The organism is Bradyrhizobium sp. WSM3983, assembly GCF_000473045.1.
In the GTDB taxonomy this organism is placed as follows: Bacteria; Pseudomonadota; Alphaproteobacteria; order Rhizobiales; family Xanthobacteraceae; genus Bradyrhizobium.
The window spans coordinates 23,661-42,706 of the sequence record NZ_AXAY01000043.1 but is presented as its reverse complement, the minus strand read 5'-3'; the positions used below and the strand labels follow the sequence as shown (position 1 = coordinate 42,706).

At 65.0% G+C, this 19,046-nt stretch carries 19 protein-coding genes; 9 read left to right on the top strand and 10 right to left on the bottom strand.

Annotated features, from left to right (window positions below):
• Positions 1 to 28 precede the first annotated feature (28 nt).
• On the top strand, positions 29 to 1,306 hold the full coding sequence (gene alr, locus YUA_RS0137280) for an alanine racemase (RefSeq protein WP_027535216.1): 1,278 nt from the start codon (positions 29 to 31) through the stop codon (positions 1,304 to 1,306).
• Positions 1,307 to 1,318: 12 nt separating this feature from the next.
• On the opposite strand, the gene YUA_RS0137275 is transcribed toward alr, so the two are convergent.
• The gene (locus YUA_RS0137275) at positions 1,319 to 1,537 is read right to left on the bottom strand and encodes a hypothetical protein (protein ID WP_027535215.1); all 219 of its coding nucleotides are present in this window, start codon (positions 1,535 to 1,537) and stop codon (positions 1,319 to 1,321) included.
• A gap of 41 nt (positions 1,538 to 1,578) precedes the next feature.
• Between YUA_RS0137275 and YUA_RS0137270 the strand changes: the two genes are divergently transcribed.
• The gene (locus tag YUA_RS0137270; RefSeq protein WP_027535214.1) at positions 1,579 to 2,349 is read left to right on the top strand and encodes an exodeoxyribonuclease III; all 771 of its coding nucleotides are present in this window, start codon (positions 1,579 to 1,581) and stop codon (positions 2,347 to 2,349) included.
• Positions 2,350 to 2,357: 8 nt separating this feature from the next.
• On the opposite strand, the gene YUA_RS0137265 is transcribed toward YUA_RS0137270, so the two are convergent.
• Positions 2,358 to 2,726, bottom strand: coding sequence for a GFA family protein (locus tag YUA_RS0137265; protein ID WP_027535213.1), 369 nt, complete (start codon positions 2,724 to 2,726; stop codon positions 2,358 to 2,360).
• Positions 2,727 to 2,986: 260 nt separating this feature from the next.
• On the opposite strand from YUA_RS0137265, the gene YUA_RS0137260 reads away from it, so the two are divergent.
• From YUA_RS0137260 to YUA_RS0137235, 6 genes are all read left to right on the top strand, one after another.
• Positions 2,987 to 3,715, top strand: coding sequence for a sulfite exporter TauE/SafE family protein (locus YUA_RS0137260; RefSeq protein WP_027535212.1), 729 nt, complete (start codon positions 2,987 to 2,989; stop codon positions 3,713 to 3,715).
• Positions 3,716 to 3,731: 16 nt separating this feature from the next.
• Positions 3,732 to 5,180 (top strand): DNA repair protein RadA, encoded by a 1,449-nt coding sequence (gene radA / locus YUA_RS0137255; protein ID WP_027535211.1) that lies wholly within the window; start codon positions 3,732 to 3,734, stop codon positions 5,178 to 5,180.
• A gap of 168 nt (positions 5,181 to 5,348) precedes the next feature.
• Positions 5,349 to 5,978 carry a CvpA family protein gene (locus tag YUA_RS0137250; RefSeq protein WP_027535210.1) on the top strand — a complete coding sequence of 210 codons (630 nt, stop codon included), beginning with the start codon at positions 5,349 to 5,351 and terminating at the stop codon, positions 5,976 to 5,978.
• Positions 5,979 to 6,006: 28 nt separating this feature from the next.
• Positions 6,007 to 7,518 carry an amidophosphoribosyltransferase gene (purF, locus tag YUA_RS0137245; protein WP_027535209.1) on the top strand — a complete coding sequence of 504 codons (1,512 nt, stop codon included), beginning with the start codon at positions 6,007 to 6,009 and terminating at the stop codon, positions 7,516 to 7,518.
• 164 nt (positions 7,519 to 7,682) lie between these two features.
• Positions 7,683 to 8,426 (top strand): SDR family NAD(P)-dependent oxidoreductase, encoded by a 744-nt coding sequence (locus YUA_RS0137240; protein WP_027535208.1) that lies wholly within the window; start codon positions 7,683 to 7,685, stop codon positions 8,424 to 8,426.
• 222 nt (positions 8,427 to 8,648) lie between these two features.
• On the top strand, positions 8,649 to 9,875 hold the full coding sequence (locus tag YUA_RS0137235) for an ABC transporter substrate-binding protein (protein WP_027535207.1): 1,227 nt from the start codon (positions 8,649 to 8,651) through the stop codon (positions 9,873 to 9,875).
• A 189-nt stretch (positions 9,876 to 10,064) separates the two neighbouring features.
• On the opposite strand, the gene der is transcribed toward YUA_RS0137235, so the two are convergent.
• From der to YUA_RS0137200, 7 genes are all read right to left on the bottom strand, one after another.
• Positions 10,065 to 11,447, bottom strand: a complete 1,383-nt coding sequence (gene der / locus YUA_RS0137230) for a ribosome biogenesis GTPase Der (RefSeq protein ID WP_027535206.1) — start codon at positions 11,445 to 11,447, stop codon at positions 10,065 to 10,067.
• A 50-nt stretch (positions 11,448 to 11,497) separates the two neighbouring features.
• The gene (locus tag YUA_RS0137225; RefSeq protein ID WP_027535205.1) at positions 11,498 to 12,055 is read right to left on the bottom strand and encodes a hypothetical protein; all 558 of its coding nucleotides are present in this window, start codon (positions 12,053 to 12,055) and stop codon (positions 11,498 to 11,500) included.
• Positions 12,056 to 12,085: 30 nt separating this feature from the next.
• A complete protein-coding gene (locus YUA_RS0137220; protein ID WP_027535204.1) occupies positions 12,086 to 12,739 on the bottom strand; it encodes a tetratricopeptide repeat protein in 654 nt (217 codons plus the stop codon).
• Positions 12,740 to 12,910: 171 nt separating this feature from the next.
• Positions 12,911 to 14,506, bottom strand: coding sequence for a class I adenylate-forming enzyme family protein (locus YUA_RS0137215; protein ID WP_027535203.1), 1,596 nt, complete (start codon positions 14,504 to 14,506; stop codon positions 12,911 to 12,913).
• A gap of 73 nt (positions 14,507 to 14,579) precedes the next feature.
• Positions 14,580 to 15,164, bottom strand: a complete 585-nt coding sequence (locus YUA_RS0137210) for an NnrU family protein (RefSeq protein WP_027535202.1) — start codon at positions 15,162 to 15,164, stop codon at positions 14,580 to 14,582.
• A gap of 70 nt (positions 15,165 to 15,234) precedes the next feature.
• Positions 15,235 to 15,813 carry a hypothetical protein gene (locus YUA_RS0137205; protein WP_027535201.1) on the bottom strand — a complete coding sequence of 193 codons (579 nt, stop codon included), beginning with the start codon at positions 15,811 to 15,813 and terminating at the stop codon, positions 15,235 to 15,237.
• 103 nt (positions 15,814 to 15,916) lie between these two features.
• Positions 15,917 to 17,536, bottom strand: a complete 1,620-nt coding sequence (locus YUA_RS0137200; protein ID WP_027535200.1) for a peptide chain release factor 3 — start codon at positions 17,534 to 17,536, stop codon at positions 15,917 to 15,919.
• 176 nt (positions 17,537 to 17,712) lie between these two features.
• Here YUA_RS0137200 and sugE point away from each other — a divergent pair, with 176 nt between their 5' ends.
• Positions 17,713 to 18,042: a quaternary ammonium compound efflux SMR transporter SugE gene (gene sugE / locus YUA_RS0137195; RefSeq protein ID WP_027535199.1), complete on the top strand. Its 330-nt coding sequence runs from the start codon at positions 17,713 to 17,715 to the stop codon at positions 18,040 to 18,042.
• Here the strand turns inward: sugE and YUA_RS0137190 are convergent.
• Complete coding sequence (locus YUA_RS0137190; protein ID WP_027535198.1) at positions 18,035 to 19,039, bottom strand: inorganic phosphate transporter; 1,005 nt, start codon at positions 19,037 to 19,039, stop codon at positions 18,035 to 18,037. The genes sugE and YUA_RS0137190 overlap by 8 nt on opposite strands.
• Positions 19,040 to 19,046: the final 7 nt, after the last annotated feature.

Below are 19,046 nucleotides of genomic sequence, written 5' to 3'. Positions count from 1 at the left end.
GCCTCTTGCGTAAAACGGCGCCATGACAATGGCGTCCGACCCGAACATGATCCCGCAATCCGGCCTTCTCTCCGCGGAGGCCAATCAGGCTGCCGCGCTCACTGCTTACGGCGGCGTGCTCACCGTCGATCTCGACGCCATCATCGCCAACTGGCGCAAGCTCGAGAAGACCGCCGTGCCGGCCGAGTGCTCGGCGGTGATCAAGGCCGACGCTTACGGCTGTGGCACCGCGCAAGTCGCGCAGGCCCTGAACAAGGCCGGCTGCAAGACCTTCTTCGTCGCCACCATCGAGGAGGCACGCACCGCCCGCGCGGCGGTGCCGGACGCCACGATCTACGTGCTCGGCGGCTATTTCCAGAACACCGGCGAGCACTACGCCAAGATCAACTGCCGTCCCGTGATCGGCGATCTCAACGAGCTCGCCGAATGGGACGTGTTCTGCCGCCGCACCGGCTGGTCCGGCGGCGCCGCTATTCACATCGACACCGGCATGAACCGGCTCGGGCTGACGCTTGCCGAGGCGCAGGCCATCATCCCCCGCATCAATGCCGGCGATCACGGCATCACGCTGGTGATGAGCCATCTGGTCTCGGCCGAGCAGCTCAACAGCCAGATCAATGCAAAACAGCTGGCGGCCTTCCGCGGCATCGCCAGCGAATTCTCCGGCGTGCCGGCGGCGCTGGCGAATTCCTCGGGCATTTTCCTCGGCGCGCCCTTCCAGTTCGACCTGGTACGGCCGGGCGCCGCGCTCTACGGCGTCAATCCGACACCCGAGGCCGACAATCCGATGCAGCCGGTGGTCGATCTCAAGGCGCGCATCGTGCAGATCCGCACGATCGAGCGCGGCGAAACCGTCGGCTATGGCGGCACCTGGAGCGCACGTCGGCCGACCAAGCTCGCGATCGTCGCGGTCGGCTATGCCGACGGGTATTTCCGCGCCGCCAGTTCCAATGACGGCACCCGCGGCGCCGAGGTGATCGTTGCCGGCAAGCGCTGCCCGGTGGCGGGCCGCATCTCGATGGACCTGATGGCGATCGACATCACCGATCTGCCGCCGAACGCCGCGCGTCGCGGCCACATGGTGACGCTGCTCGGCGATGGCATCACCGTCGACGAGTTGGCACATCATTTCGGCACGATCGGCTATGAGGTGCTGACCAGCCTCGGCCACCGCTACGCCCGTGTCTACAAGGGCGGCAATGTGGTCGAGCCGCTGACGAAGCCGGAGCCCGCGCAGGCGGCCGAACAGCCGCACTCCCCGCCGCCGGTCGAGCAGCCGGCAAGTCCGCCGCCGCTACCGAGCTGAGCTGTCAGCCGCTTACTTCTTCTTCCTGCTGTCCAGCGCTGCCTTGCAGGTCGTGCTGAGCTGATCGCGCTTGCCGTTGAGGCAGGCCACGATGCCGCCGCCGGGCGCGATGCCGGTGCAGAATTTGTCGTAGTCCGCCTTGCATGCGCCGCGTGGATCGGCCGATTGTGCGGAAGTCGCCCCGGAGAGTGCGACGATGAAGGCGATAGCGGCAAAGCTCAACTTGGGCATTGTATCTCCGGTGTCGGGACGTACGAGGCGATCAGATCTACATGAAGATTGCGACATTCAACATCAACAACATCAACCGCCGCCTGCCCAATCTGCTCGCATGGATGCGCGCGGCCAAGCCGGATGTCGTCGCACTCCAGGAGTTGAAGGCAAGTGATGGCGAATTTCCGGCAGCGGCAATCGAAAAGGCCGGTTACGGCGCAGTCTGGCGCGGACAGAAGACCTGGAACGGCGTCGCAATTCTCGCCCGCAACGCCGAGCCCGTACTGACGCGCGACCGGCTGCCGGGACGACCCGACGATCACGAAGCCCGCTACATCGAGGCCGCCGTGCGCGGCGTCATCGTCGCCAGCATCTATCTGCCCAACGGCAATCCGCAGCCGGGACCGAAGTTCGACAACAAGCTGGACTGGCTTGCGCGGCTGAAGCGCCACGCGAAAACCTTCATCAAGCAGGACCTGCCCGTGGTGCTCGCCGGCGATTACAACGTCGCGCCGACACAGATCGACATCTACCCGACGCGCTCATGGGACAAGGATGCGCTGATCCAGCCGAAGAGCCGTGCAGCGTTCGCATCGCTCGTCGAGCAAGGCTGGTGCGATGCGATCCGCGAGTCGCACGGAGACAAGCGCATCTACACCTTCTGGGACTACAAGCGAAACCGATGGCCGCGCGATGCGGGCCTCAGGCTCGATCATCTGCTGCTCAGCCCCGCCCTCGCCTCACGCCTCGCCCAGGCCGGCGTCGACAAGGCTGCCCGAGGTGAGGACGGCGCCAGCGATCACGCGCCGGCGTGGGTGGTGCTGCGATAGATCAGTGCTCACCACAAGTTCTTGCCGTCGATCATGTTGACCGGCACGGCCTCCAGATCGAAATCGTCGAACAGGCGCGCGTTCACTGCGATCTTGGGCTTGTCGAAATCGGGCTTGCCTGTCGACCAGTCCGGCGACTCCGAATAGGTGCCGCAGCCGCAATTCGCGCAGAAATGATGTTTGACCGTGCGGCTCCCCCAGAGATAGGTCGCGACGTTGTCGGCGGGCGACAGCAGGCGAAACTGCGCCGGCTTGTAATAGGCCCATAGCGCGCCGCGCTTGGTGCAGAGCGAGCAGGTACAGCGCGTCACGCTCGAAGGCGCCTCTGTCACCTCGAATACCGTCTCACCGCAATGACAGCTTGCCTCGATCGGCATGACCCGCGCCCCGTTTTGTCAGGAGGTGGTCGTAGCCCTCCCCTGCTGCCAACATGCTGTCAGCAGCACGGCTACCCTTGCACTCCAGATGGCGCACGCTCTTGCGAGCGGGGCCAACAAACATGAAAACAACCCCATGCACAGTAGCCGACCTCTGTCAGATCAATACCTTATGCGGTTCCCGCGAAGGGCGATTTGACTCGTCGGGCAAGACAGCGGCACCCTACCCTGCCAGCACCCAAGAATCACATCTCGATCCCTTGGCCTTTCTCTTCGTCCTCAGCGTCGGCCTGATCGCAGGCACCATTTCCGGCATCGTCGGCACGGGCTCGTCGATCATGTTGATGCCGGTGCTGGTCTATGCCTATGGGCCGAAGGAGGCCGTGCCGATCATGGCGGTCGCCTCCGTGATGGCAAACTTTTCGCGCATCCTGGCGTGGTGGCGCGAGGTCCACTGGCGGGCCTGCCTGGCCTATTCGGTCACGGGCATTCCTGCTGCGGTGCTGGGCGCACGGACGCTGCTCGCCCTGCCCTCGCACGCCGTCGATCTCGCCATCGGCATCTTCCTGATCGCGATGGTGCCGGTGCGGCACTGGCTGGCGCGGCACGATCTCAAGGCCAATCTCTGGCATCTCGCGATCGGCGGGGCCATCATCGGCTATCTCACCGGCATCGTGGTCTCGACCGGCCCGCTCAGCGTGCCGCTGTTCCTGTTCTACGGCCTTTCCAAGGGGGCCTTCCTCGCGACGGAAGCGGCTTCCTCCCTCGGCCTCTACTTCGCGAAATCGGTGACCTTTGAACGCTTCGGCGCGCTGACGCAGGAGGTCTTCATCAAGGGTCTGGTCGCAGGCTCCTCGCTGATGGCCGGCGCATTTGTCGCCAAGCGCTTCCTGCTGCACCTGAAGCCGGAGATGTTCCGCCTGGTGATGGACGCGATCATGGTCGCGGCCGGGCTCTCCATGCTATGGAACGCCACGCAATCCTCCTGACACCGACTCACTTTCGATGGCCAAGAACACGCTTTCCTTCGTCTGCCAGAACTGCGGCGCGGCCTATAACCGCTGGCAGGGCAAGTGCGAGTCCTGCGGCGAGTGGAATACGCTTGCCGAGGAGGACACGAGCGGCAGCGTGCCGGTCTCGATCCGCTCCAAGCGCAAGGGGCGGACGTTTGCGCTCGAGAGCCTGTCCGGCAAAACCCAGGACGCCCCGCGCCTCTCGTCCGGCATGACCGAACTCGATCGCGTCACCGGCGGCGGCTTCGTTCGCGGCTCGGTGCTGCTGGTCGGCGGCGATCCCGGCATCGGCAAGTCGACACTGTTGACGCAGGCGACCAGTCTGATGGCGCGCGCCGGGCACCGCATCGTCTACATCTCCGGCGAAGAAGCCATCGCCCAGGTGCGGCTGCGCGCCGAGCGGCTCGGGCTGTCGGACGCGCCGGTACAACTCGCCGCCGAGACCTCGGTCGAGGATATCGTCTCGACATTGTCCGAAGGCGCGGTCCCCCGGCTGATCGTGATCGACTCGATCCAGACCATGTGGACCGACACGGTGGAATCTGCGCCCGGCACGGTCACGCAGGTGCGTGCCTCGGCGCAGGCGCTGATTCGTTTCGCCAAGAAGACGGGTGCGGCCATTATCCTGGTCGGCCACGTCACCAAGGACGGCCAGATCGCGGGCCCCCGCGTCGTCGAGCACATGGTCGATGCCGTGATGTCGTTCGAGGGCGAAGGCTCGCAGCAATTCCGCATCCTGCGCGCCGTGAAGAACCGCTTCGGTCCGACCGACGAGATCGGCGTGTTCGAAATGACCGGCCTCGGCCTGCGCGAGGTCACTAATCCGTCGGAGCTATTTCTATCCGAGCGCGATCTTGGCACGCCCGGCACCGCAGTCTTCGCAGGCATCGAGGGCACGCGGCCCGTTCTGGTCGAATTGCAGGCGCTGGTAGCGCCGACGTCGCTCGGGACCCCACGCCGGGCCGTGGTCGGCTGGGATCAGAGCCGGCTCTCGATGGTGCTGGCGGTGCTGGAAGCCCATTGCGGGGTCAAGCTCTCCGGCCACGACGTCTATCTGAATGTCGCCGGCGGCCTGCGTATCCACGAGCCGGCAGCCGATATGGCCGCCGCGGCCGCGCTGGTGTCCTCCCTGGTTAATGCGCAGTTGCCCACCGATGCGGTCTATTTTGGCGAGATTTCGCTTTCCGGCGTCATCCGCCCGGTGGCGCAGACCCCGGCGCGGCTCAAGGAAGCGGTCAAGCTCGGCTTCAAGCGCGCCGTGCTGCCCGAATCGGCCCGCGGCGGCGATGCTGGCGGTGACGCCGGACTGACCCTGAACGCGGTCAACAGCCTCACAACCCTGGTCGCTGAAATCGCCGCCAGGGGCTCCCGCCGCGGCGACTCGAGCGCGCCAGCGGAGAAAAATGCCACACCGGCAAGATTCCGCCGTGGAGAGGGGTAGCTGGAGGTGACGTCAAGCGTCCCCACCGCTATACAGCCGTCACAAAAGCAGCATGGGATTGCGTGGTTGCGGCCTTGCCGGAAGCACCGTCTGCCCCTCTTTTAGGGCGGCGGCCAAACACCGATTCGCTGAGCACCCTTTGAGAGTACGAGCGGACCAGACCAGCCGATGCCAGTAACACTCCTCGACCTGATCCTGCTCGGCGTGATGCTGATCTCGGGCCTGCTTGCCATGGTCCGCGGCTTCATGCGCGAAATCCTCTCGATCGCAGCCTGGGGCACGGCGGCGATCGTGACCCTGTACTCCTTCTCCAAGCTGCTGCCGACCGCCAAGACCTATTTCAACAACGACACCGTCGCCAGCGTGGTCGTGGTCGCCGGCGTGTTCGTCGGTACCCTGGTCGTGGTCTCCGTGATCACGGTCCGGATCTCCGACATGATCCTGGATTCGCGCATTGGCGCGCTGGACCGCACCCTTGGGTTCCTGTTCGGGTTGGCGCGCGGGCTCTTGATCGTCGTGGTGGCTTTCCTGTTCTTCACCTGGCTGGTGCCGGACAAGCAGCGCCCGGACTGGGTCACGGGGGCCAAGTCCCGCGTGGTGCTCCAGGGAACCGGCGATTGGCTGATGTCCCTCTTGCCGGATGATCCCGAGAACACCATCTTGAAGAGATTCAAGAAAAACAAACCAGATGATGATCAAGCTGATACCGAGCAGCAGCCTTCGGGCAGTGGCGACGGATACAGTAAACCTGCTCGTGACAGTCTGAAGAAGCTGATCGAGAAACCTGCGGCGCGTTGATTTAGCCCTAGAGAGAGGCGCGGACGAGATGCGACACCCTGACCAGGACGCCCACACTGAACTCGATCCCGGCTCCGCCGCGCTAGAGCTTCAGGACGACCTGGAGGGAGATACGCTGCGCGAGGAATGCGGCGTATTCGGCATCTACGGACACCCGGACGCCGCCGCCATCACGGCGCTCGGCCTCCACGCCCTTCAGCACCGCGGCCAGGAAGCTGCCGGCATCGTCTCCTACGACGGCAGCCGCTTCCACTCAGAACGCCGCCTCGGCCTTGTCGGCGATACCTTCTCCCGCCGCGAGGTGATCGATCGCCTGCCCGGCAACATGGCCGTCGGCCATGTCCGTTATTCCACCACTGGCGCGACCATCCTGCGCAATGTGCAGCCGCTGTTCGCCGAGCTCAATGCCGGCGGCCTCGCCGTCGCCCACAACGGCAACCTCACCAACGGCCTGACGCTGCGCCGCGAGCTCGTGAAGCACGGCGCGATGATGCAGTCGACCACCGACACCGAGGTGATCCTGCATTTGGTTGCACGCTCCAGGCGCGCCCGTTTCATCGAGCGCTATATCGACGCGCTGCGCGAGATCGAAGGTGCCTACGCGCTGGTCTCGCTGACCAACAAGAAGCTGGTCGGCGCGCGCGATCCGCGCGGCATCCGTCCGCTGGTGCTCGGCGAGCTCGACGGCTGCCCGATCCTGACCTCCGAGACCTGTGCGCTCGACATCATCGGCGCGCGCTTCGTGCGCGACATCGAGCCCGGCGAAGTCATCGTGTTCGACGAGAGCGGCCAGGACATCCACAAGCCGTTCCCGCCGATCGCGCCGCGGCCCTGCATCTTCGAGTACATCTATTTCTCCCGTCCAGACTCCATCGTCCATGGCCGCTCGGTCTACGAGGTGCGCAAGGCCTTCGGCGCGCAGCTCGCACGCGAGAGCCATGTTCCGGTCGACGTCGTCGTGCCGGTGCCGGATTCCGGCGTGCCCGCCGCGGTCGGCTACAGCCAGCATTCCGGCGTGCCGTTCGAGCTCGGCATCATCCGCAACCACTATGTCGGCCGCACCTTCATCCAGCCGACGCAGGCGATCCGCGAATCCGGCGTGCGCATGAAGCATTCGGCCAACCGCGCCGCGATCGAAGGCAAGCGCATCATCCTGATCGACGACTCCTTGGTGCGCGGCACCACGTCGAAGAAGATCGTGCGCATGATGCGCGATGCCGGCGCCAAGGAAGTCCACTTCCGCCTCGCCTCGCCGCCGATCCTCTATCCCGATTATTACGGCATCGACCTGCCCGATCGCGGCGGCCTTTTGGCCGCGACGCATTCGCTGGAAGAGATGCGCGAGATCATCGGCGCGGACTCGCTCGCGTTCCTGTCGATCGACGGCATGTACCGCGCCATGGGCGAGCCCGGCCGCGACCCGGCCAATCCGAAATTCTCGGATCACTGCTTCACCGGCGCCTATCCGACCCACCTCACCGACCAGACCCAGACCGAGCCGCAACCGCGGCAGCTGTCGCTGCTGGCGGAGGCGAGCTAGGCTGTCGTCCCGGCCTAGTGCGCAATTGCGCACGGGAGCCGGGACCCATAACCACAGGCTTGTGTGGTTCGAAGACGGTCGCCATGACTATCTTCATCCAATCACAACCGTCACGGCGTATGGGTCCCGGCCTTTGCCGGGACGACCCTGGATAAATCCGTTCTATGACATCTCCCCTCGCCAACCGCATCGCTCTCGTCACCGGCGCCTCGCGCGGCATCGGCTTTGCCACGGCACTCGCGCTGGCCAAGGCCGGTGCGCATATCGTTGCCACTGCGCGCACGCAAGGCGGCCTCGAGGAACTCGACGACGAGATCCGCAAAGTCGGCGGCAGCAACGCTACGCTGGTCCCGCTCAACCTCACCGATTCCGACGGCATCGCGCGGTTAGGGGCCGGCCTGCATGAGCGCTATGGCAAGCTCGACATCCTCGTCGGCAATGCCGGCGTGCTCGGCCCCTCCTCGCCGGTCGGCCATATCGAGCTCAAGACGTTCAACGACGTCATGACCGTCAACGTCTCCGCGAACTTCCAGCTGATCCGCTGCATGGAGCCGCTGCTGAAGCAGTCCGATGCCGGCCGCGCCGTCTTCATCACCTCGGGCGCCGCCAACAAGGCGACCGCCTATGTCAGCCCCTACGCCGCCTCGAAGGCCGCGCTGGAGACGCTGGCGCGCGCCTGGGCGCAGGAGACCGCGAACACGCCCCTGCGCGTCAATCTGTTCAACCCCGGCCCGGTCCGCACCCGCATGCGTGCCACACTGATGCCGGGCGAGGACCCGGCGACGCTGGACACGGCCGAGCAGGTCGCCGAGTTCATCGTCCCGCTCTGCGCGCCCGACTGGACCGAGACCGGCAAGTTCTACGACTACAAGACGCGCAGCCTGATGAGCTTCCGCGCGCCGGCATAGGTATCTCCCATCGTCGTCGCGCTGTGCGGCCCGATGACGCGTTGATGAAATTTGCATCAGTGCCGGGCTTGCCGGATTAACCGATCGCTCCGACCGCTACGATTAGCGCATTGCCGCAAGCCTTGAGACAGGCTATCGGGAATCCAAGATCGTGACCGATCGCGCCGATGGTCGAAGCCCCGTCCAAGAGGGCCGTCCCGGCATCAACAGGAGGGAAACACCATGAAGAACGCTCGGGCGTGGCGCTATGCCGCGCTGTTGACCTGTGCCGGCCTCGGCTTTGCCGGCTCCGCTTCCGCCCAAGACAAGACGGTGAAGATCGGCGTGTTGAACGACATGTCGAGCCTGTATGCCGACATCGGCGGCCCCAACTCGGTGGCTGCGGCCAAGATGGCGGTCGAAGATTCCGGCATGAAGGCGAAGGGCTGGACCATCGAGGTTCTCAGCGGCGACCACCAGAACAAGCCGGACATCGGGGTCAACATCGCCCGGCAATGGATCGACAACGACAAGGTTGACGCGATCGCCGACACGCCCACGTCCAGCGTCGCGCTTGCCGTCAGCAATATGGTGAAAGAGAAGAACTCGGTGCTGCTCAATTCTGGTGCGGCCACGGCTGATCTCACCGGCAAGGCCTGCACGCCGAACACGATCTCCTACACCTACGACACCTACATGCTCGCCAACGGCACCGGCAAGGCGCTGACCAAGGTCGGTGGCGACACCTGGTTCTTCCTGACCGCAGACTATGCCTTCGGCCATGCGCTCGAGCGCGACACCAGTGCCGTGGTCACGGCGAACGGCGGCAAGGTGCTCGGCGGCGTCAAGCATCCGCTCAACACTTCCGACTTCTCGTCCTTCCTGCTGCAGGCGCAGTCGTCGAAGGCCAAGGTGATCGGGCTTGCGAATGCCGGCGGCGACACGACCAATGCCATCAAGCAGGCTTCCGAATTCGGCATCGTCCAGGGCGGCCAGAAGCTCGCGGCGCTCCTCCTCTTCATCAGCGATGTCCATTCGCTTGGGCTGAAGACCGCTCAGGGGCTGACTTTTACCGAGTCGTTCTATTGGGACATGAACAACCAGACCCGGGAATGGTCCAAGCGCTTTGTCAAACTGTCGCCGAAAGGCACAATGCCTTCGATGGATGCGGCAGGCGTGTACGGAGTCGTGCTGCATTACCTCAAGGCGATGGAAGCCCTCGGCGGCAATCCGCATGACGGCGCCAAGGTCGTCGCCAAGATGAAGGAGATCCCGACCGACGATCCGGTATTCGGCAAGGGCACCCTCCGCATCGACGGTCGCCACATCATCCCGGCCTATCTGTTCGAAGTGAAGAAGCCGGAGGAGTCGAAGGGACCGTGGGACTATTACAAGCTCGTCGCCACAATCCCGGCGGAAGATGCCGCCAAGCCGCTCAAGGACAGCGAGTGCCCGCTGGTGAAGAAGTAAGCCAGTCGACGCTGCCGTAGGGTGGGCAAAGGTGCGCGCTTGCGCGCCGTGCCCACCATCTCTCCGCAAACGAAGAGGCGGTGGGCACGCTTCGCTTTGCCCACCCTACGAGACCGTCGTCGTCGCCAGCGTCCGCCCCGCGCCGGACCGGCGCAGCGCCTTGCGCTATCGCCTCGCCGGCCTCCCCGCTTACGACGGCCGCTTGCGCTTGTGCGCGAAGGGATTGGCCTTCTCGCGCAGGGTGATGCGTACCGGCGTCCCCGGCAGCTCAAACGTCTCGCGCATGGAGTTGGTGAGGTAGCGCAAATAGGACTGCGGCACGGCGTCCGCGCGCGAACAGAACAGCACGAAGCTTGGCGGACGCGCTTTGGTCTGCGTGATGTAGTTCAACTTCAGCCGGCGGCCAGATACGGCCGGCGGCGGATTGGCCTGGACCGCCTGCTCGAACCAGCGGTTCAGCGCCGAGGTCGAGACACGCCTGTTCCAGAGTGCATAGGCGTCCTGAATCGCCTGCATCAGACGATCGATGCCCTCGCCCATCAGGCCGGAGACGGCGACGATCGGCACGCCCTTGACCTGGGGCAGCCAATGGTCGGCGTCACGGCGCAGGCTCGAGATCGCACCGCCGCCCTTGGTCTCCATCAGGTCCCATTTGTTGACGGCGAGCACCATCGCCCGGCCCTCGCGCTCGATCAAATCGGCGATGCGCAGATCCTGCTCCTCGAAGCGGTTCTGCGAGTCCATCATCATCACGACGACTTCAGCAAAGCGCACCGCGCGCAGCGCGTCGGCAACCGACAGCTTTTCCAGCTTCTCCTCGATGCGCGAACGGCGGCGCAGGCCCGCCGTATCGAACACACGAAATTCGCGGCCCTTCCAGTCGATCTCGACCGCAATGGAATCGCGAGTCGTGCCGGCCTCCGGACTTGTCAGCAGGCGTTCCTCGCCGAGCAGATAGTTGATCATCGTCGACTTGCCGGCATTGGGCCGGCCGACAATGGCGACCCGGATCGGGCGCGTCGCGGCCTCTTCCTCGGTGAGCGGCTCGTCGACCTCGGCCTCATCCTCGTCGACGGGCTCCGGCATCAGCTTGGCGAGTTCGTCATAAAGCTCGCCCATGCCCTCGCCATGCTCGGCCGAGATCTGAATGGGATCGCCGAGGCCAAGCGCAAAGGACTCCATCGCGCCGGCATCGCCATGCTTGCCCTCGCTCTTGTTGGCGACCAGCAGCACCGGCTTATTGGCGCGGCGAGCGAAATCGGCAAAGGCGCGGTCGGTCGGCGTGAGGCCGATGCGGGCATCGATGACGAAGAACAGCGCGTCGGCCTGTGCGATCGCGGCCTCGGTCTGCTCCTGCATCCGCGCGGTCAGCGAGCCCTTGGCGCCCTCGTCGAGACCGGCGGTGTCGATGATGGTGAATTCGAGATCGCCGAGCCTGGCCTCGCCCTCGCGGCGGTCGCGGGTGACGCCGGGCAGATCATCGACAAGCGCGAGCTTCTGTCCGACCAGGCGGTTAAACAGCGTCGACTTGCCGACATTGGGCCGGCCGATAATAGCGATCGTAAAGGACATTGGTCATTCGTGCGCCGCGGAGGTGGCGACTGTCAATTCTGTGAAAAATATCAGCGCGAGAAACTGCCACTGGGCATCGGCGCCGGGAAGGCCCCCTGCGACTGCTGTTGCTGGGTGGTCTGCGTTGATTGCGCCGGCTGTGCGGTTTGGTCAGGCGGCGGCGCAGTGGTGCGCTTGCGGACGATCTTTTGCTTCGGCGGCGGGGCTGCCGGCGCTGGCGCCGCCTCGGGCTGGACCTCGCCGTCAACCTCGCCGGCCGGCGCTTCAGCCGGTGCTGCCGCGGTCGCGGCCGGCTGCTTGGTCTTCTTGCCCTTGGCGGATTTCGACGGTTTCGCAGGCTCAGCGGGCGGGGGCTCGGCCGGGAGCGCGGCAATGGCTGGCGCATCCTGCTGTTGCTGCGCGCCCTTGTACATGTCCTTCGGCACGCCCTGCTCGAGACCCGGCACGCCCTCGGGGAACACCGGCTTGCGGTCGCCCGGCAGCTTCTTCTTGGTATCGAGGAAGTCGAGCAGATCGCTCGGATCGAATCCGCCGCTGGAGCAGCCGCCCAGCAGGCCCGTAAAGGCGATCAGGACAGCGGCTGCGATCAAACGTGGCGTACGGCGCATATCGATATCTCGTCTCAGCTCTCGGGACCGTCAGCTTTTAGCGACGGGCGGCAGCAAGGCCTGGAGCGCTTCGGCGCGCGAGCGCAGGCCCGGCGGCGTTTCGCCGTCCTCGGCGATCGCGTCGACCCATTTGCGGGCCGCAGTCATGTCGTTATTGCGCCAAGCCGACAGTGCCAGGATCTCGCGGGCGCTGTGGCGGAAGGTCGATTTGGGTTCGGCCGAGGTTTCCAGCCGCTGCTGGATGTCGGCGTAGCTCGCGCTGTCCACCAGCAAACCGGCGGCGCGAATCTTGGCAAGATCCCGCCACTCGCTGCCGACGCCGCTGTCAGCGGCGATGTCGTCGTACATCTTGGCCGCAGCCTTGGGATCGCGGGCCGATGCCTCGGCCGCGGCGCGGAGCCGCGCCAGGGTGCGGTAGCCAGACGGGGCCTTGGCAGCGAGATCGGCAAAGGCGGTCTCGGCCTCGGCGTGCTTGCCCTGCTCCGACAGCTCAACGGCCTTCTCGAAGATCGCGCCAGCCTCGGCGGCCTTCTGGGCCTCGAGGTACTGGTAGCCGCGCCAGCCGCCCACCGCCGCCACGACCAGCACCATCAGGGCGATGAAGTAGAGCGAATATTTGTCCCACAGCTTTTTGAGCTGCTCGCGACGTACTTCCTCGTCGACTTCGTCAAATAATTCAGACACTTATGCTAATCCCATGCCCGGCCGGGAGCGCGCGCCAGATCGCGCGCGTCTAAAGCCCGTCCCACGTCGCGGCGGCGATACCCTATCGATATGGCGGAGGCAAGGCAAAGCAAGGCCGATCAAGGCGTTAACGCGCGATTCGGGATATCCCGGTGCCGCACCCGGCCCCATTCAGGCCACGACGAGCAGCTCCCTCAGCTGGCGCTTCACCACCTTGCCGTTGGCGTTGCGCGGGAGGGGCTCCGCCGTGACCGTCACGGTCTCCGGCACCTTGTAATCGGACAGCCGCTCGGTGCACCAGGCCCGCAGATCGTCGCTGCCAACCTGGACGCGCGTGACCACGACGGCATGGACGCGCTCGCCCAGCACCGGGCATGGCTTTGCGATGATCGCGCTTTCGACCACGGCCGGGTGGGCCGCCAGCACGGATTCGACCTCGGCCGAATAGATCTTCAGGCCGCCGCGGTTGATCATGTCCTTCTGCCGGTCGAACACGCGGACGAAACCCTCGGCATCGACCGAGCCGAGATCGCCGGAATGCCAGAAGCCGGCAGTGAAACTCTCGACCGTGGCGCTCGGGTTATTCCAGTAGCCCTTGATGACGGAGGCGCTCTGGATCCAGAGCTCGCCAATCTCGCCGGGCGGCAATTCGCGCCCATCAGTCCCCATCGCGATGATCCGCGCACCCGGACACGGCAAGCCGACGCTGTCGATATGGCTTGCTGTCAACTCGCCCGGCATGATGGTGGACGGCGACGTCGTCTCGGTCGAGCCGTAGCAATTGGCAAGCTTCAGGCCGGCGATCGTCGCCTTGAGCTTCTCGATGGTCGCGACCGGCATCGGCGCGCCACCGAAGCCGCCGATGCGCCAGCTCGACAGATCGTAGCTGTCGAAATCCGGCTGCAGCAGGCAGAGATTGTACATCGCCGGCACCATCACCGTGTAGGTGACGCGCTCGCGCGCGGCGAGCTCGAGATAATCGGCGGCCCTGAACTCCGGCATGATGATCAGCGCGCCACCGCAGCGGATCATCGTCGTGATGTTGGCAACGACACCCGTAACGTGCCCGAGCGGCACGGCTGCAATCGAGCGGTCGGCGGCCGTCAGTTGCAGGCAGGACACGAACACCATCGAGGAATGCACGATGTTGCAATGGGCGAGCATCGCGCCCTTTGGCTTGCCTGTGGTGCCCGAGGTGTAGAGGATCATCGCTGTATCCTCCTCGCTCACATCGACCGGTGCCGGGACCGGCGCGTTGTCGGCGAGCACCGCGAAGCGAGACAGAGCCGGATCGCTATCGATGGCGATGCGGTGGATCACATCGGGCACATCCTGCGCATCGGGCAGCCGTTCGGCGAGCGCCGCTTCGTGGATCAGGATCCTGGCGCCGCAATCGCCGAGCACATAGGCGATCTCCGGCCTTTGCTGACGCGTGCTGAGCAGCACCGTGACCAGCCCCTCATGCGCCGCGGCGAACAGCAGCAGCGGAAATTCGATGCGGTTGCCGAGCAGGATCGCAACGCGGTCGCCGCGTTGCAGGCCGAGCTTGCGAAAGCCCGATGCAATCCGCGCGGCCCGCTCCACCGCCTGGCGCCAGCTCAGCCGGACATTGCCGCAGACGAGCGCTTCGCCATCGCCGTTGCGCGCGGAAGCCTCCGCGATCATCGCCCAGAGACTTGACGGTCGATCGGTGAAGGCCGGGACCACCCGATCGCCAAAACGCGCCTCGAACCGCAACGGCGGGATCTGAGATTGCGACCAGTCCATCGGAGGGCCCTCGGCTTGTTGCTTTTGTCACCTTCCGCGCATGGGCACGCGGCTGCTGTTTTGCGCCGATCGGCTAGCCACCCATGACGGGAACGCCGATCACGACAGGATGGAACGCAAACGCCAGCGCCAGATAGGCGACGACGCCGACCGCGACCGCGATCAGATCGTTGGTGACGCCGCCTACGGGAATCGGCGGACCGCCGCTATCGGTGCGGTGCTTCAGCGTGATGCGGTCATACACCGCCCAGCCCAGGAACGAGCCGAACAGGATGATGGAGCCGAGATCGCCATTGGCGAGCAGATGCGCCGCCGCCCAGAGCTTGACGCCGGCAAGCATCGGATGCTTCAGCGTCGCATAGATGCGCCCGCGCAAATATGACGCGACGACCAGGATGACGGCGGGCAGCATCAGCGCGACCGTGATGTGCTTCATCGCCTTCGGCGGATACCAGACATCGATCCAGCCGGTTGCGCGATAATGGCTAAAGCCCCAGACGATCAGTGCCAGACCAGCGAGCGAGACCACAGAATAGAGGATCTTGTAGGTCCCCTCGCCCAACCACGCGATCGCCTGCGCGCGCGCGTCACGTTTCGTTGTGAAAACATGGGCGGCGAAAAACAGCACCAGCCCCAGGACCATGACCAGCAGACCCACGACATCCTCCCCTCAACCAGCGCCCCGCTTATGGCGTATCATCGATTGGCCGCCGGTCGCAACTGATGCGCTACTTGCCAGTTTCGCGATTATCGACGTACCGAATCGCGATCGGACGCCCGGCGAGGGCACCACCGAGGCCTCTGGTAAACTTCAGCGGCAGACAGGCGTTCAGCGATGAATTGATCGCGTTGAGATAGGTCGTCCTTGTATCGGCCGGGACGCCTGCGGTCGCGTATGTCAGGCGCGGCGGGCCGATCAGGCCGCCGGTCTTGTTGAAGCTGAAGCGCACCGACATCTGCATCCCCGTCCGCGCATTGTCAGATGGCGGCGACCAGCAGGTGCGCAGCTCGGCGAAGAGGTCGCCGATCGTATCGAGATCGTGATCCGGCTTCTCGTATTTGGCGCGGTCGGCGTCCGATGGGACGCTTTCAATCGTGAGCTGGAGATTCTCCCCGTAGGGATAGTCGATCTCGGGAATACAGGGACCGTGATCGAGCGGGCTGCAGTAGGACGGTGTGCAAGGACGATTATCGAGTACGCTGCACGGCTCATGCGCAAACGGGATCGGATTGATCTGGCGGCGCTGCGCGTCGGCCGCGATCGTCGAGACCGCCAGCAGAACAAGAACGAGAATGCCGCGCCACATGCTTTGAACTCACCATGTCACGTCAGTGAAACGTGGCACCGTCCGCGAAAGGGTCAAGCCCGCGAGCGTTCACATGCTCGCGCTTAAGCCGCGGGGGCGCGCCCTACCCCTTCTTCTTGACGTCCTTGACGTTGGTGAACGCGATGCCCTCGGCGCGTTCCCTGGTGTAGCCGAGATAGAACTCGTTCCGGGCCAGATACACGGGATCGCCGTCGACGTCGTCGGCGATGCTCGAGGTATTTGCCGCGAGGAACGCATCGAGCTTCTTGCGATCCTCCGAGGAGACCCAGCGCGCGAGCTGGAACTCGCTCACCTCGAACTCGACCGGCAGCGAATATTCCGCCTCAAGTCGTGCCTTGAGCACGTCAAGCTGCAGCGCGCCGACCACGCCGACCAGCGCCGGCGCACCGTCGCGCGGACGGAACACCTGGACGACGCCCTCTTCCGACATCTGCTGAAGCGCTTCCTTCAGCTTCTTCGCCTTCATCGCGTCGGTGAGTCGGACGCGGCGGACGATTTCAGGAGCGAAGCTCGGCACGCCGACGAAATTGAAATCCTCGCCCTCGGTCAGCGTATCGCCGATCCGCAGCGTCCCGTGATTGGGAATGCCAACAACGTCACCGGCAAAGGCCTCGTCCGCCACCGAACGGTCCTGGGCAAAGAAGAATTGCGGGCTCGACAGTGGCATGCTCTTGCCGGTGCGCACCAGCTTCGCCTTCATGCCGCGGCTGAGCTTGCCGGAGCAGAGCCGCGCAAACGCGATGCGGTCGCGGTGGTTCGGATCCATGTTGGCCTGGATCTTGAACACGAAAGCGCTCATGCGCGGATCGGTCGCTTCGACCCTGCGCTGGTCGCTGTCCTGCGCGCGCGGTTCGGGCGCGAACTTGCCGAGGCCTTCCAGCAGATCGCCGACGCCGAAATTGCGCAGCGCGCTGCCGAAATAGACCGGCGTCAGATGCCCCTCGCGAAACGCTTCGAGCTCGAACGGTTTTGAGGCCTCGGTGACGAGCTCAAGCTCATCCTTCACCGCGCTGACGTCGAGATTGGCGTTGAGCTTGGCAAGCTCGGCGATCTCGATCTGCTGTGCAGCACCTGTCTTGGCGCCGCCGCCTTCGAGCAGGCGCACGCCGCCATCGGCGACATCATAGGTGCCGAGGAAATCGCGGCCGCGGCCGACCGGCCAGGTCATCGGCGTGGTGTCGAGCGCCAGCGTCTTCTCGATCTCGTCGAGCAGCTCGAAAACGTCGCGACTCTCGCGATCCATTTTATTGATGAAAGTGATGATCGGGATGTCGCGCAGGCGGCAGACCTCGAACAGCTTTCGGGTCCGCGCCTCGATGCCCTTGGCGGCGTCGATCACCATGACTGCGGAATCGACCGCCGTGAGCGTGCGATAGGTGTCTTCCGAAAAGTCTTCGTGGCCCGGCGTGTCCAGGAGGTTGAAGACGAGGCCCTCGAACTCGAAGGTCATCACCGAGGTCACCACCGAGATCCCGCGCTCGCGCTCGATCTTCATCCAGTCCGAACGGGTGTTGCGCCGTTCGCCCTTGGCCTTGACCTGGCCGGCCAGATTGATGGCGCCGCCGAACAGGAGGAGCTTTTCGGTCAGCGTGGTCTTACCGGCGTCCGGATGCGAAATGATCGCAAAAGTGCGCCGCCGCGACACTTCAGCGGCAAGCGGGGAACGGGCCGGCGATTCGGCTGTGGTGGCGATGTCGGACATGGCGGGAGCGTTTGGCAGGGAAAATGGGCCTGATCAAGCCTCATTTGGTGATTGCGGAGCCCTTCGGCCAGCCCCATATCGGCTCTGATCAGACAGGTTTTGGGGGGGAAGACGACCTTCCCGCTCATCAGCATATCAGCCTGCGGGGACGACCCTGCCTTGAATGGAGGGTCGTCATGGCTTGGAGCATCCTGTTCGTCGCCGGTCTTCTCGAGATCACATGGGCGATCGGCCTGAAATATACCGAGGGCTTTACCAGGCTAGTTCCGTCCCTCGTCACGCTCGGGGCCATGGCCGGCAGCGTGATCCTGCTCGGACTCGCTCTCAAATCACTGCCGGTCGGAACCGCCTATGCGGTCTGGACCGGCATCGGGGCGGTCGGCATCGGGGCGGTCGGCACCGCGACGCTCGGCATTATTCTGTTCGGCGAGCCCGCCACCGCGCTTCGCCTCGCGAGCATCGGGCTGATCGTGGCCGGCATTGTCGGGTTGAAGCTCGTTACCTGAAGATCTGGACCGCCCACCAGCTCAGCGCCGCCACGATGGCCGAGGCCGGGATCGTGATCACCCAGGCATAGACGATCGAGCTCGCCACGTTCCAGCGCACCGCCGAGACGCGGCGGGCGGCACCGACGCCGACGATGGCGCCGGTGATGGTGTGGGTGGTCGAGACGGGAACGCCGAGGAAGGTTGCCATGAACAGGGTCGCTGCTCCCCCGGTCTCGGCGCAAAAGCCCTGCATCGGCGTCAGTTTGGTGATGCGCAGGCCCATGGTGCGGACGATGCGCCATCCGCCCATCAGCGTACCCAGCGCCATCGCGGCCTGGCACGACAGAACCGCCCAGAACGGCACCGTGAATTCGCCGCCGAGATGGCCCTGCGAATAGAGCAGCACGGCGATGATGCCCATCGTCTTCTGCGCATCATTGCCGCCATGACCGAGCGAATAGAGCGAGGCGGAGGCGAATTGCAGGATGCGGAAGGCGCGGTCGACCGCGAACGGCGTCGAGCGCACCGAGGCCCAGGACACGATCGCGACCAGCATCATCGCGAGCAGGAAGCCGACCAGCGGCGACAGCACGATCGCCAGCACCGCCTTGGACAGGCCGCTCCAGACCGCCGCCGAGATTCCGGCCTTGGCCATGCCGCCGCCGACGAGGCCGCCGATCAGCGCGTGCGAGGACGAGGACGGAATGCCGAGACCCCAGGTCACGAGGTTCCAAACGATGGCCCCGACCAGGGCCGCAAAGATCACCTGGGCATCGACGATCGAGGGATCGATGATGCCGGTGCCGATGGTCTGGGCGACGTGTAGCCCGAACACCATGAAGGCGACGAAATTGAAGAACGCGGCCCAGATCACCGCGAATTGCGGCCGCAGCACGCGGGTCGAGACGATGGTCGCGATCGAATTGGCGGCGTCGTGCAGGCCGTTCAGGAAGTCGAACAGCAGCGCGACGGCGATCAGTCCGATCAGGACGGGTAGACCCAACGCAGCATCCACGGCGCGG

What these genes read in the sequence shown, in the direction of transcription:
- alr (WP_027535216.1), top strand. Translation starts at nt 29, where the DNA reads ATGGCGTCCGACCCGAACATGATCCCGCAATCCGGCCTTCTCTCCGCG.
- YUA_RS0137275 (WP_027535215.1), bottom strand. Translation starts at nt 1,537, where the DNA reads ATGCCCAAGTTGAGCTTTGCCGCTATCGCCTTCATCGTCGCACTCTCC.
- YUA_RS0137270 (WP_027535214.1), top strand. Translation starts at nt 1,579, where the DNA reads ATGAAGATTGCGACATTCAACATCAACAACATCAACCGCCGCCTGCCC.
- YUA_RS0137265 (WP_027535213.1), bottom strand. Translation starts at nt 2,726, where the DNA reads ATGCCGATCGAGGCAAGCTGTCATTGCGGTGAGACGGTATTCGAGGTG.
- radA (WP_027535211.1), top strand. Translation starts at nt 3,732, where the DNA reads ATGGCCAAGAACACGCTTTCCTTCGTCTGCCAGAACTGCGGCGCGGCC.
- YUA_RS0137250 (WP_027535210.1), top strand. Translation starts at nt 5,349, where the DNA reads ATGCCAGTAACACTCCTCGACCTGATCCTGCTCGGCGTGATGCTGATC.
- purF (WP_027535209.1), top strand. Translation starts at nt 6,007, where the DNA reads ATGCGACACCCTGACCAGGACGCCCACACTGAACTCGATCCCGGCTCC.
- YUA_RS0137240 (WP_027535208.1), top strand. Translation starts at nt 7,683, where the DNA reads ATGACATCTCCCCTCGCCAACCGCATCGCTCTCGTCACCGGCGCCTCG.
- YUA_RS0137235 (WP_027535207.1), top strand. Translation starts at nt 8,649, where the DNA reads ATGAAGAACGCTCGGGCGTGGCGCTATGCCGCGCTGTTGACCTGTGCC.
- der (WP_027535206.1), bottom strand. Translation starts at nt 11,447, where the DNA reads ATGTCCTTTACGATCGCTATTATCGGCCGGCCCAATGTCGGCAAGTCG.
- YUA_RS0137225 (WP_027535205.1), bottom strand. Translation starts at nt 12,055, where the DNA reads ATGCGCCGTACGCCACGTTTGATCGCAGCCGCTGTCCTGATCGCCTTT.
- YUA_RS0137215 (WP_027535203.1), bottom strand. Translation starts at nt 14,506, where the DNA reads ATGGACTGGTCGCAATCTCAGATCCCGCCGTTGCGGTTCGAGGCGCGT.
- YUA_RS0137205 (WP_027535201.1), bottom strand. Translation starts at nt 15,813, where the DNA reads ATGTGGCGCGGCATTCTCGTTCTTGTTCTGCTGGCGGTCTCGACGATC.
- YUA_RS0137200 (WP_027535200.1), bottom strand. Translation starts at nt 17,536, where the DNA reads ATGTCCGACATCGCCACCACAGCCGAATCGCCGGCCCGTTCCCCGCTT.
- sugE (WP_027535199.1), top strand. Translation starts at nt 17,713, where the DNA reads ATGGCTTGGAGCATCCTGTTCGTCGCCGGTCTTCTCGAGATCACATGG.